This window comes from Pseudoalteromonas rhizosphaerae, assembly GCF_902498845.1.
GTDB lineage: Bacteria > Pseudomonadota > Gammaproteobacteria > Enterobacterales > Alteromonadaceae > Pseudoalteromonas > Pseudoalteromonas rhizosphaerae.
In genome coordinates this window covers 1-13028 of sequence record NZ_CABVLM010000027.1, presented here as the reverse complement: position 1 = coordinate 13028, position 13028 = coordinate 1, and the positions used below count along the sequence as shown (strand labels likewise).

At 40.5% G+C, this 13028-nt stretch carries 12 protein-coding genes; 6 read left to right on the top strand and 6 right to left on the bottom strand.

What is annotated here, in order from left to right; translation table 11 throughout:
- Nucleotides 1-219 precede the first annotated feature (219 nt).
- The 4 genes from PSR9079_RS23030 to PSR9079_RS23015 all read right to left on the bottom strand — a co-directional run bounded on the left by PSR9079_RS23030 (nucleotide 220) and on the right by PSR9079_RS23015 (nucleotide 4166).
- A complete protein-coding gene (locus tag PSR9079_RS23030; protein WP_149983417.1) occupies nucleotides 220-1410 on the bottom strand; it encodes an amino acid aminotransferase in 1191 nt (396 codons plus the stop codon).
- A gap of 79 nt (nucleotides 1411-1489) precedes the next feature.
- Nucleotides 1490-2149, bottom strand: coding sequence for a histidine kinase (locus PSR9079_RS23025; RefSeq protein ID WP_149983416.1), 660 nt, complete (start codon nucleotides 2147-2149; stop codon nucleotides 1490-1492).
- A gap of 53 nt (nucleotides 2150-2202) precedes the next feature.
- Nucleotides 2203-3861 (bottom strand): ATP-binding SpoIIE family protein phosphatase, encoded by a 1659-nt coding sequence (locus PSR9079_RS23020; RefSeq protein ID WP_149983415.1) that lies wholly within the window; start codon nucleotides 3859-3861, stop codon nucleotides 2203-2205.
- Entirely contained in the window at nucleotides 3861-4166 is a 306-nt protein-coding gene (locus PSR9079_RS23015; protein WP_145240332.1) for an STAS domain-containing protein, read from the bottom strand. Before PSR9079_RS23015 ends, PSR9079_RS23020 begins: the two co-directional genes overlap by 1 nt.
- A 157-nt stretch (nucleotides 4167-4323) precedes the next feature.
- Here PSR9079_RS23015 and PSR9079_RS23010 point away from each other — a divergent pair, with 157 nt between their 5' ends.
- On the top strand, nucleotides 4324-4653 hold the full coding sequence (locus tag PSR9079_RS23010) for an SUI1 family translation initiation factor (protein WP_145240330.1): 330 nt from the start codon (nucleotides 4324-4326) through the stop codon (nucleotides 4651-4653).
- A 211-nt stretch (nucleotides 4654-4864) separates the two neighbouring features.
- On the opposite strand, the gene PSR9079_RS23005 is transcribed toward PSR9079_RS23010, so the two are convergent.
- Nucleotides 4865-5809: an AraC family transcriptional regulator gene (locus PSR9079_RS23005; RefSeq protein ID WP_149983414.1), complete on the bottom strand. Its 945-nt coding sequence runs from the start codon at nucleotides 5807-5809 to the stop codon at nucleotides 4865-4867.
- Between the two features lie 293 nt (nucleotides 5810-6102).
- On the opposite strand from PSR9079_RS23005, the gene PSR9079_RS23000 reads away from it, so the two are divergent.
- The 4 genes from PSR9079_RS23000 to PSR9079_RS22985 all read left to right on the top strand — a co-directional run bounded on the left by PSR9079_RS23000 (nucleotide 6103) and on the right by PSR9079_RS22985 (nucleotide 10757).
- A complete protein-coding gene (locus PSR9079_RS23000; RefSeq protein ID WP_149983413.1) occupies nucleotides 6103-7209 on the top strand; it encodes an alpha/beta hydrolase in 1107 nt (368 codons plus the stop codon).
- Between the two features lie 155 nt (nucleotides 7210-7364).
- Nucleotides 7365-8564 carry an MFS transporter gene (locus tag PSR9079_RS22995; RefSeq protein WP_149983412.1) on the top strand — a complete coding sequence of 400 codons (1200 nt, stop codon included), beginning with the start codon at nucleotides 7365-7367 and terminating at the stop codon, nucleotides 8562-8564.
- A 45-nt stretch (nucleotides 8565-8609) separates the two neighbouring features.
- On the top strand, nucleotides 8610-9146 hold the full coding sequence (locus tag PSR9079_RS23825) for a cyclophilin-like fold protein (RefSeq protein ID WP_218939802.1): 537 nt from the start codon (nucleotides 8610-8612) through the stop codon (nucleotides 9144-9146).
- Between the two features lie 564 nt (nucleotides 9147-9710).
- On the top strand, nucleotides 9711-10757 hold the full coding sequence (locus PSR9079_RS22985; RefSeq protein ID WP_149983411.1) for a GTP pyrophosphokinase: 1047 nt from the start codon (nucleotides 9711-9713) through the stop codon (nucleotides 10755-10757).
- Between the two features lie 197 nt (nucleotides 10758-10954).
- Here PSR9079_RS22985 and PSR9079_RS22980 read toward each other — a convergent pair whose 3' ends face one another.
- Nucleotides 10955-11929, bottom strand: coding sequence for a transposase (locus tag PSR9079_RS22980; protein ID WP_149983410.1), 975 nt, complete (start codon nucleotides 11927-11929; stop codon nucleotides 10955-10957).
- An 89-nt stretch (nucleotides 11930-12018) separates the two neighbouring features.
- Here PSR9079_RS22980 and PSR9079_RS22975 point away from each other — a divergent pair, with 89 nt between their 5' ends.
- Entirely contained in the window at nucleotides 12019-12285 is a 267-nt protein-coding gene (locus PSR9079_RS22975) for a DUF6896 domain-containing protein (protein WP_179959251.1), read from the top strand.
- Nucleotides 12286-13028: the final 743 nt, after the last annotated feature.

Here is a 13028-nt window from a genome sequence, read left to right as displayed (position 1 = left end):
GGGAATGGCGCCGAAATAAAGAAGGCGTCAGTATAAATTGGATGTTTAATGTTGATTCAGCACGTGAAAAACTAGAGAGAGCTTACGGTGCTCTCAACTAGTCAAAATTTGTGTGACGAAGTACTAGGTTCTAGGTTCTAGGTTCTAGGTTAAAAAATAAAACCGCACAACAATAAGTTAGTGCGGTTTTTTATTTCAATAAACGCTATTTAAATAAGATTATTTACAAACATCTGCAACAGCATTTGCAAAGTAATCGATATTAGCTTGACTGATACCCGCTACGTTAACGCGGCTTGAACCAACAATGTAGATACCGTATTCTTTTTGTAGGCGCTCAATTTGCTCTTTATTAATACCTAAGAAAGAAAACATACCGTGTTGACGGTCAATAAATGAGAAGTCTTGAGCAATCTCTTTTGCCGCTAGACTGTCTTTGATCAAAGTACGTAGGCCATTGATACGGTTACGCATTTCATCAAGTTCACTGTGCCATTGTTGTGTCAGTTCTGTACTGCTTAAAATGGTATTTACAATGTCAGCACCGTGCGCAGGTGGCATTGAATAAATGCTACGTACCACACTTAACATAACAGAGTTTGAAATGTCTGCTGTTGCGCTGTCTTTCGCAATGATTGAACATGCACCAATACGCTCTCGGTATAAACCAAAGTTTTTCGAACATGAAGAACAAATGATTAACTCATCAACTGCATTGGCTAAAATACGTAAACCGTTTGCATCTTCTTCAAGGCTTGAACCAAAACCTTGATATGCAATATCAACCAGCGGTGTAAAGCCAACATCTTTTGCCAGTTCAGCAACCGTGTTCCACTGTGCTTCGTTTAAGTCCATACCACTTGGGTTATGACAACATGCGTGCAGTAAAACCACATCACCTTTAGGCACTTGGGTAAGGGTTTCGATCATTTCATCAAATAATAAATCTTTATTTTCATAATCGTAGTACGGGTATTCTTTAACTGTTAGGCCAGCGGCTTCAAACAAGCTAATATGGTTTGCCCAAGTAGGATTAGTAACCCATACTGTCGCACCTGGATTACAGCGAACGATAAATTCAGCTGCAACACGCAGTGCACCTGTACCGCCTGGAGCTTGTGCTGTACGAACACGATTAGCTAATAACGCTTGGTGCTCACCTAATAATAGGTTTTCCATTTTTTGGCAGTAATCTAAGTTACCCGCCAAACCAATGTATGATTTGCTAGTTTCGTTTTCAAGACGGAACGCTTCAGCTTTTTTAACTGCTTTTAATACCGGCGTATTACCGAATTCGTCTTTATAAACACCAACCCCTAAGTCAATCTTATTTGGGTTAGTATCTTGCTTATAGGCCGCCATAAGGCCAAGAATAGGATCAGTGGGTAATGGTTTTAATACTGAGAACATTGACTATCTCTTTCATTATTTAGGGGTTAGCTGTTGCACTTAGCTTAACATAAAAGCTCACTAGATTGACTAGTGTTATTTACACTAAAAAGTGAGGAATTTTAATACAGCACGCAATTAATAGCGCTAATGTTTGCTGGTTGAAAAAATCGTTATTAAAGGCTTCGCCATCAACAATACCAACGCAGCGATTTGCACTGTCAAAAAGCGGTAAACAGGCTTCTGATTTTACTTTAGGGTCGCAAGTATAATATTCACCACCCGCAGATAAATACTGCTCAACGTTGTTGATCACTCGCCCTTTACTACTCAGTGCCACCTGCACATTATTACTACCAGCAGCAAATGCTTCGGTAAGCGGAAAAAGCGGTCGACTTGGCGCGCCAAAGTAAGTCAGTTTAAGTAATTGCTGACCCTCAGGTGTTGCTGTACTTTGGTAAATGCCGTACCAATCAACCTTAGTTTGCGCTACAACGTAATCAACAATCAGTTGTAATTGAGCAAGCTTTTGCGTGGTGTGCTGATCTTGCGGTAAAAAATCAGTGAGTTTAAACGGCTCATCTTGTAAGTAACCAAATAAACTGCACGCCCCGCCTTCACCCAATTCTGGTATTTGATATTGCCAGCGTACCGCAGGAAGCGACTGATTTGATAAATAGCTTTCGAGCTTAGTAAGCTCAGCAGAGACTAACTGAGCAGGCACATCTAACTGCGCAAGAGATAAATAAGAAGAAACCATTTAGCCATCCAAACATCTAAAAAATGAATCATAGCATGGCTAAACAATCACGACTAGCTTTGTTGTTGCACCAATCGATAACACATTTCAATTTGATTACCCGATGAGTTATAAGTCACCTGCTCTGCTATTTCTTCTAATATCGATAACCCACGACCGTGCTCGCGATTATTACTGTTAGCATTACTGTCGGTGCTTGCAAAACCATTGCCAGAATCGCAAATTATAAAATACAGGCTCAATGTATCAGGGCAATAACGTATATCCACAATGATCAATGCATCAACGAGCTTAGCTAATGTTGCTTCTCGAAGTTGATAATACTCAATAAAACCATCCTCTTTATTTTTAATCGCTGAATCGAGTCCTAATACACCGTGATCAAGTGCATTGTTATATGCCTCAGAGAGCAGTAAAAAAATATCAGAGCGGTGCTCTTTTAGCCCGCCAACTTGAGTGAGCACTTCAACGATTTCAAGCACCGGGTCGGTTTGTTTTATTTGCTGTGAATTAAGCGTTAAAGAAAAATTAAAGGGTAACCGAGAGTAAGCGGCTTGCTCTTCAGCCGCAGCAGGAACCGCTAAACAATTAAAAAGTACTAAACTAAGGTCATCCTGTTGTTTGCTACCATGAGCAAACTTGGTCACTTGCTCGATCACATCTTGACTAGTCACTTTAGGCTTGCTTGCAAGTGCCTTTATAAAGCGTTGCTCTGCAAAAAATTCACCGTCTGCATTGGTGGTTTCTATAATACCGTCGGTGGCCAGCGCCAAACGCATACTGCTATCGACTTCAAAATGAATTAATTCACGTTCAAATTCGTCGCCTTCTAAAATCCCTAAAGCCATGTGCTGTGACTCTAAGGTTTTTAATACGCTTCCTTGTTGATCAATTAAATAAGCATCAGGCAAGCCACCAAGCCAAGCAGAAACACTTTTCCCGGAGCTACTTAACTCAATAATTGTCGCGGCACAAAACATATGCCCGGGCAATAATTGTACTAATACGGCATTAACTTCTGCGGCAATATCACTGACCGCCATGCCTTTATTAACCATAGTGTAAAACACTTTCGACGCCGGTAATGCCCCCACCGCAGCTGCTAAACCATGGCCGGTAAAATCCCCCAGCATACAATACAAACTACCAATTGGACTTTGCCCAACCAAACACATATCACCATTAAACATAGAAGCCGGTGAAAGATGAAAATCAATGTTGTTGGTAAACTTATGTTGGTTTTCTAAGGCATTATTAAAAATATGCTCAACTATTTCGTGCTCGCGCTCGGTTTGATTGTAATGATATTCTAATAACTTATTTTGTTCGTGGGTCTTTAAGCTCAGCTTACGGGTACGGCTGTGGGCTTTTATTTTCGCGGTTAAAATTACTTTATCAAACGGTTTATGAATAAAATCATCACCACCGGCTTCCAAGCAGTGCTCAAAACTACTATGATCTTCCAAAGAAGTTATAAAAATAATTGGTAGGTGAACATCGTTGTATAACTGCTTAATTTTTGTCGCTGTTTCATAGCCATCCATCACTGGCATTATTACATCGAGTAGCACAATATCAATGCTCTGCTGTGCTAATATTGCTAATGCTTCAACACCATTGGCAGCAGTTGATACCTCGTAATTTTGTTGCACCAGCATTACTTTCAAAAGCGTACAATTAAGTGGCTGATCATCAACAACGAGAATATGCATTAATCAATATCAAACTTTTTATCAAAACGTGATATTTGCAGGATTTTTTTCAGTTGCGGCTGACAATTACTGATTTGAATTGCATCAACTGAGGTACCCAAGGTCTTTTTCATATTCAGTAACATACCAAGGGCGGAGCTATCCATGTAATCTGTTTCTCGCAAGTCAATTACGACCTTAGCGGTTTTTTCATTGATATCGGAATACGACTGTCGAAATGACTGCACTAAATTAAAGTCGAACTTCCCTTTAATTTGAATAGTCAGTGTAGCACCATCTGCTGATGCACTCTTACTTAGACCCATTAGTTAACTCCTGCTCAGATTATCCATTCTTAATTAGTATTAAATATAACTTGTTAATGATAAATCACCAAAAATAAAACACCCTATGCACAAATTTGTTTTAGATTTGATATTATCTAGGCCATTGTTTATTTAACTTTTTAAATGCAGGTTAAGCATGAGTGATAGTAATCTCGTTTATTCAACCGAAACAGGCCGTATCAGCCAACCAAAACCAAGCACAGAAGTGGCTAGTAAAGTATTTAAAGACGGCGCCCTGCGCATCGAACGCCAAACCAAAGGCCGTAAAGGTAAAGGTGTTATGTTGGTAACTGGTATTGACAGCGAGCAACACGATTTAAAAAAACTCGCCAAAACCATTAAAAGTAAAATGGGCCAAGGCGGCGCGGTAAAAGACGGCATCATTGAAGTACAAGGCGACGACCGCGAAAAACTCAAAGCCATCCTCGAAGCACTCAAATTCAAAGTGAAAATTGCCGGAGGGTGAGCTCCGGTTTTATGGTGTTTAGTGGTATTAAATGAGTTGCTGTGACAATCTGAACGACGGATTTGAGTGAATACCGGACGGACAATCTAACACTCTTTTGGACAATTTCGTGTTAAGCACAAAACCAACTGAGGCCTTATTCAGATCAGAAAATATATTGAGAAAATGTACTTTCAAATAAATTAGATTGAATAATGACATGATCGCCAAATTATTGATTTGTTCCTTTTCGTAATATCTCAATATGTCGCTTAGGCGATATTCCAAAAAGCCGAGTATATTCACGACTAAAATGTGAAGGACTTTCATAGCCTACTTGAAATGCTGCACTTGATGCACCGGAATTATCGTTAAGCATCAGACGTTGGGCTTCGTTTAATCGTAACCATTTTTGATACTGCAAAGGACTCATCGATGTATGTTTACGAAAATGGTGATACAAGGTCGTCGTACTCATTTGTAAATGTGAAGCCAACTCTTCAATATTTAATGGTTCGGAATAATGCATTCGAAGCCACCCTATGGCTTTAGATATTCGATTAGCTTGATTTCCCGATGATGCAATCTGCCAAATCCGACTAGCAAGATCGCTAGTCAAAAGGCGGTAATGAATTTCTCTCACGATGAGTGGCGAAAGTGTTGTAATAGCTTCAGGCTCATCTAGTAGATCTAATAACCGAATAAACGGTGCCAATAAATCAGACGTAACGGCTCCTATGGCAGAGCTTCCATTGATAGGACTATCATGAGGAGAATTCATACCATTTTGAGCAATAATATCGGCCATGAGCTGCATATCAATTTTTAACATCAACCCTAAACAAGGATTATCCAAACTGGCTTCGATTACTTGCGAGCTAGCAGGCATATCTAATGAATTGAGTAAAAAATGTTGTGCATCATAGGTGAAGTTCTGCTCTCCAACTAACAACTGCTTAGTTCCTTGCACGACAAAAAGAACACTTGGTTCAATTGTACAAGCACAAGGTTTCGCGACCACTTCCCGACGAAACAGAGACAAGCTTTCAATTAACGTAGAACTATCTTCATTGCCTACCGTTTTTTGCTCGATAATCCTAGCTAACTTAGCCTGCATATCACTGATATTTATATCTAACTGTTTATTTTCAGCTCTCGGTTCGTGTTGAGCAATCATTCGACATTCCTCAAATTTGATTTACTTAATAATAGGTCGATCCATACCTAGAGTCACCTGAAATTTTATCCATTCGGTGTATTAGGCAAGCATTGAGTAGGATCTTGCTAACGTAAATCGGACAAAACTGTAAAACTAAATACTAGTAAAACAAACCATCGTCTTTATTTCATTATTTATGGCAAATATGAATGCCTATCACACGGGTAGTAAAGACTCATGACGTTCCAATATTTGAACGTTTTATGCAAGGTGTGCTCAGCAATACTCGCTCAATTTATCAGGAGAAAACCATGGATAAATCCATTAAAAATACCAGCATTACTTCTAAAAAAAATGAAGCCAATGAAGGACGTAGAAATATGATGAAAATGACTGGAGCAAGCGTTATTGCTTTAGGTCTGAGCACGATAGTATCAACTCATGCTTTTGCTCAATCATCATTAAAGTTAAGCGATGAATGGGACAAAAAATTTGCCAAAAGTAACAAGGTCGCTCATAAAAAAGTCACATTCAAAAATCGCTATGGTATTACTCTCGTTGCCGACCTTTACCAACCCAAGGGTGCCTCAGGTCAATTACCAGCGATAGTTGTTGGTGGACCTTTCGGTGCAGTGAAAGAACAATCGTCAGGTCTTTACGCTCAAACAATGGCTGAGCGTGGTTTTGTTACGCTTGCTTTTGATCCGTCTTACACAGGTGAAAGTGGCGGTGAGCCGCGTAACATTGCATCACCTGATATCAATACGGAAGACTTTAGCGCTGCGGTAGATTGTATTGGTATACAAGCAAATGTGGATCGTGAGCGTATCGGGATGATAGGTGTATGTGGTTGGGGTGGTATGGCACTAAATGCAGTCGCCGTCGATAAACGTGTCAAAGCCGTTGTCACCAGCACTATGTATGACATGACCCGCGTTATATCTAAGGGTTATAACGACAGTGTCACTCTAGAGCAACGCACACAAACACTCGAACAACTAAGCCAACAACGCTGGCAAGATGCAAACAATGGCACGCCAGCCTATCAAGCACCTTACAACGTATTGAAAGGTGGCGAACCGCAATTTATGGTTGATTACCATGAGTACTACATGACACCACGCGGCTATCACCCACGTGCCGTTAACTCGGGTAATGCTTGGTCGCAAACCACACCACTATCTTTTATGAACATGCCGATATTAACTTACATTAAAGAAATTTCACCACGTCCTATTCTGTTCATTCATGGTGAAAAAGCACATTCACGTTATTTTAGTGAAACGGCCTATGAGAATGCTGCTGAGCCAAAAGAGTTAATGATTATTCCCGGTGCTAGCCATATTGATTTATATGATCAAATGGATGTCATTCCGTTTGACAAGCTCACCAGCTTCTTCAAACAACATCTCGCTTAATCGATAGTTAGCTATTTGTCGTTACATGGTTGGTATGGGCATAAGAGCGATTTTTTGCCCTATTAACTAATTAATTGAATCCGGCTTTTGAAACCACGTGTGTTGTTTAATCACATGAGGTACTTCTATAAAATAAAGGCAAAATAAACGAACTTATGAAATCAACGACGACCTATGATGGCTCATCTTCTGAGCTGACTGAGAATACAGCTCATTGGAGTGGCGTATTTGCCATGTCTTTATGTGTATTCACACTTATCGCGTCCGAATTTATGCCTGTTAGTTTACTAACACTAATTGCAAACGACTTACAGATAACGGAAGGAATGGCAGGCCAAGGCATTGCAATCTCTGGCATCTTTGCTGTACTGACCAGCCTATTACTGCCTGCTTTTATCGGTACCATTGACCGTAAAAAATTACTATTAACACTCACTTTCTTGATGGGAATATCTGGGGCCATTGTCGCTTTAGCGCCAAATTACATAGCTTATATGTTGGGACGAGGGCTCATCGGCGTGGTCATTGGTGGATTCTGGTCAATGTCTGCGGCAATGGCCATTCGATTAGTGCCCCCTGAAAAAGTACCTAAAGCTCTCGCCATTTTTAATGGTGGTAATGCGATGGCAACGGTCATTGCTGCACCATTAGGCAGTTATTTAGGGTCTATTATTGGGTGGCGAGGTGCTTTTCTAGCGATAATCCCTATTGCGCTAATCACCTTAATATGGCAATGGTTGGCCTTACCTGCTATGAAAACGGAGACAAACACATCGGGTTCTCGAAATATTCTCAAGATACTAAAAAACCGTACCGTAGCCCTTGGTATGGCAGGCTGTGGCGCTTTTTTTATGGGACAGTTTGCTCTATTTACTTACTTGAGACCTTTCCTTGAAACAGTGACACATACCAGCGTCTCTACATTATCTCTGCTATTACTTGCTATTGGGTTTTCAGGGCTTATTGGCACATTCATCATCAGCTCATTTCTCAAAAAAACGTTATACGGTTTGCTGATCGGTATTCCCATTCTTATGGCTATGATTGCCATCGCCTTAATCCCATTAGGAAGTAATGTGTTCATCGTAGCAATACTACTTTCTTTATGGGGATTGTTCGCCACTGCCGCTCCCGTAGCATGGTGGACTTGGGTCGCAAAATCGATACCAGATAATGCTGAAGCCGGAGGTGGCTTGATGGTTGCAGTTGTCCAAATGTCCATCGCGTTAGGCTCTACCGTTGGAGGGCTACTATTTGATGCCGATGGCTACCAAAGTACTTTTATTGCCAGCGCGACTGTATTGTTAATTGGTGCTTTTCTCGCATTGCAAGCATCACGCCTACAAGCACAATAAAATCTACTCGTTTATCGAAATAATAAAATTAATGAGGCCACTATTATGAATAATTTTGCTGTTAGCACCGACAAAGTAAGTACCTTAGGCATAATAATGCCTAGGCTGCGCTTAACGTTGATCAAACTGGCTAGCCTATTATTGCTGTTATGCTTAGCACTGAGTAGCAGCTATGCTGCCCAGCTAGTAACAGATCCAATCGCAGCTAAACACACAGTAACTCAATCGGAGCGTTCGTATATGTGGATTACCATTGGAAATCATCGTTTCAAAGCCAACTTAATCAACACACCGGCAGCGAGTGAATTTTCAGCCATGTTACCATTTACTCTCAACATGGATGACCTTAATAATAATGAAAAGCACGCCCAACTGCCGAAATCAATATCAACTGATGAACATCGCCCAAAACGTATTCATAATGGCGATATCATGTTGTGGGGTAATCGAACTATAGTTGTCTTCTATAAGGATTTTGATACCTCATATTCATACACTCGTATTGGCCATATCGAGGATCCCAGCCAGTTACAACAGATACTTGGACAAAATAATGTAAGCGTAATATTTTCTAAAAACTAAAGAGCGTATAGCGAATTAAGCCATGAATAAGCCCATTCAATGCGACGACTCCAAATCGAATATCAATTAAATCAGCTTTTTTTACTTAACCACATGCTATGGCGAGTAGTTCGCTGCCCCCCCTCCAAGCGTTAGCGCAGATGCGTGTTTATCAGAACTCCCCCTTTTTTTACCTATAAAGAACAGGTGCATCGACTTTCTCTGCACAACTGCATCATTTACGGTGGCCGTTAGATCACATGACTTCGCTATCTTGTGCTAGCTCGTCTTCAGCCTACGCCTCATATGATGTTTTTGTTCATCAGCTCACATTTATTTATCATAAAGAATGCTAGCGGCTTCCTCCAGACTATCTCTCGCGATTTAGCCCTTGCCATTCGCGAGTGTCTATCGTTTAATAACAGTATGTTATTTAAACGGTGCTCTTCCTACAGAGGACTTTCACCTCATAAGTCAATGCCCATGTCGGGCGTACACAAAGCAATGGTTCGGAATTTTAAAATCTCCGGCTTCGCCTCCACTTTTAAAATCCGCACATTGCGGCGTTAGTTTTTTGGAGTTACTATGAGCAAAAATGATCAGTGGCTGGATAGTGTACTTCCAGCACAAAGAAGATTGACAGAGTCAGTCGTTACAATTTTACAAAATTTACTAAAGTCGAAAGGAATAGATTACCTTTCTGTCTCAGGTCGGACTAAAGATAAGCAAAGCGCTTTAGAAAAAATTGAAAGGAAATCATACAAAAAACCAAGTAAACAAATGACAGATCTATCTGGTATTCGGGTGATCGTTTTTTTTGAATCTGATATAGCTAAAGTCTCAGAATTGATTGAAAGCTCATTTAGTGTGGATAAAGAAAACTCACTAAATCAAGATGAACGCTTGTCGGTTGACCAAATCGGCTATCGCTCTGTACATTTTGTATGTGATTTGGGTAGGGTGAGAACAAAGTTACCTGAGTTTGAAGGCTTAGATGGTCTAAAATTTGAGCTCCAAGTCAGAACTGTTCTTCAGCATGCATGGGCTGAACTCGCACATGATAGAAACTATAAGTTCTCAGGAAAATTACCACCAAGCATTGAACGAAATTTATATTTGTATGCTGGAATGCTAGAAATTGCAGACAAAGGTTTCAGCCAGTTATCAAATCAAATCGATGAATATATTGAAAGTGTCCATGAAAAAAATGTCATTGGTGAACTTGATTATTCAATAGATGCGATTAGTCTCCAAGAGTTTGTGAGTTCGTGGGCAGAAAAAAATGCACTTATTCTTGAGCCTTTTTCCTTTAAGCATGGTGTGGATGACCTATTAAATGAACTAGAACAATATGGGGTTCATACAGCGAAAGAGTTGAGTGAGATTATTCCCTCAGCCTATGTCGCCACATGCAAAGAGTTAGGGTATTCAAGTAATATATTTGGATACGTCAGAGATTGGATGATTATTAACGATTGGAAGCACATGATTGATAATGTCAAAATAAGTTGGGTGTTAGACGAAGATGATTCTATATATAGAAAAATGATTCCTGCGGGCGAATATGATGCTTTCGCCGGAGCGTTTGATTGGGACGAACTTGAACATGAAGTAGGAGCAGAACAAAATTGACACCCATTATAAATAAATGCTGAAATCATCAAACTTAACCGTGCAAAAAACTGCCTGCCCGCAATTACTCTTCGAGGAAATGTTGTTTGTAATAAATAACGTGACTAATGTCCGCTGAATACTGAATGTTAGACATAGAAAGGCTGCAAATTCGCAGTTTTTGAATTGCTTTAGATGGTTTACTATATCGCTCTATTTTATGCTAATAGCTTTTCACAATTTCTCACGTTTGCTCGCCGCTTTCTATTTAAATGTTCACAGTATCCTTCCTGCGATGTTGGCCTCCCGACTGCGCCATGAAACACCCGTGTAAAGTGGCTCGTGAGTTTTAACCAATTATCTGCTGAGATATTTACCCGCTCCAATAACCGTGAATGAGTATTATCTATATAACCGCGCTTATCTTCTCGTATACAACGACCTGTTAACTCTACAAGTTCTAAATAAGATTTTAACTCAAATGGTAAGCCCTTTGGCATGTGCTGCCTTGGCATACCTGCAAAGCGTAGTAATTGTATTGGTTGTTTACCGTCGGTTGCACTTTCAATCCGTTTTTGTACGCTCGTGTAATCCGATGTTTCTGGTGTGTGAGCTATCTTCGCTCTGATTGGGTTTAAATCAACATACGCCATACATGCAGCCAATGCGGCTTCATCTAACAGTGCTTGTGATTTGAAACGGCCTTCCCAAAATCGCCCTGTACATCCATCTTCTTTATTCGCCCTGCGAGCTATATCTTCATTTAATAATCGCATAAACCAGCTAATACTTGATAAACGCTCACGGTACTCATCGACGGTCTCATTTAAAAAGAAGCATTCTGCTTTCGTTAGCTTGCCCCCTTGAACATATTTATTTGTCAGCATGGTGCCTTTACATAATTTATGCCAACGGATAATAATGGCTTTATCGTTCAGTCGTTTCGCTTTTTTATCATCAACATACAACACTAAATGCGTATGATTACTCATCACTGCATATGCGCAAACATCAATACAAAACACGTTAGAAAGAGCCAATAGCTTCTCTTCAACCCAACACCTGCGATGCTCATATGATTGGCCAGTAAAACGATCTTCGCCACATAGATAGGCTCGACGTACGCACCTAGAAATACAATGATAGTACTTTGTATCAGCCAAACTTATCTGACGCTTTCTAGCAATAGCCATGTGACAACCTGCTCATTTATTGTGCTAATAATAAAATTAGTACGTAACTGATACATTGCAAATCATAAGATGGGTGTCTTCTTAGCACCTTGAAGACGGAGTTTAGAGGTCTTCACCAAGTCCCTGGTACTAATTGGTTCATAAGAACTCATGGTATTGGTGTAGATGTATTTAAAACAGTTGAAGTTGGTGGTATTGACTTTGATTTTGGTAAACCAGACCCTGACGAATGGCGTTTAAAAATATTCTTCGAGAAGCAATATAATGATGGGCAATTACCTTATGCAGAGTATCAGTGCTTATCAGATGACGAAGATCGTTTAAAACTAGCTATTAAAAATGTTCTGAGTAATTGAGAACATAATCGGGTAGCCGGAGGTCTCTAACCTCCAGCCCCCACACCACCCATCATGCGGGTCCGCAATGGGCGGTTCATCTCCCGTAATGAATATTGATCCAAATATCTCTCAATGACACTAAACCTTGTGAAGCTAAGTAGTCATTGCCTAGCGCAATATTAATTACTTTTGTTTTTGAGCTTCGACAAGGGCCTTCGCTTCCAAGCGCCTACTTTTGGTACTGGTGATACCACAGGCTATGGCGAGTCGTTCGCTAACCCCCCTCCAAGCGTTAGCGCGGATGCATGTTTATCAGATCTCTCCCCTTTTTACCTATAAAGAACAGGTGCATCGACTTTCTCTGCACAACTGCATCATTTACGGTGGTCGTTAGATCACATGACTTCGCTATCTTGTGCTAGCTCGTCTCCAGCCTACGCCTCATATGATGTTTTTGTTCATCAGCTCACTTTTATTTATCATAAAGAATGCTAGCGGCTTCCTCCAGACTATCTCTTGCGATTTAGCCCTTGCCATTCGCTAGTGTCTATCGTTTAATAACAGTATGTTATTTAAACGGTGATCTTCCTCAGAGGACTTTCACCTCATAAGTCAATGCCCATGTCGGGCGTACATCGGGTAGCCGGAGGTCTCTAACCTCCAGCCCCCACACCACCCATCATGCGGGTCCGCAATGGGCGGTTCATCTCCCGTAATGAATATTGATCCAAATATCCCTCAATGACACTAAACCTTGTGAA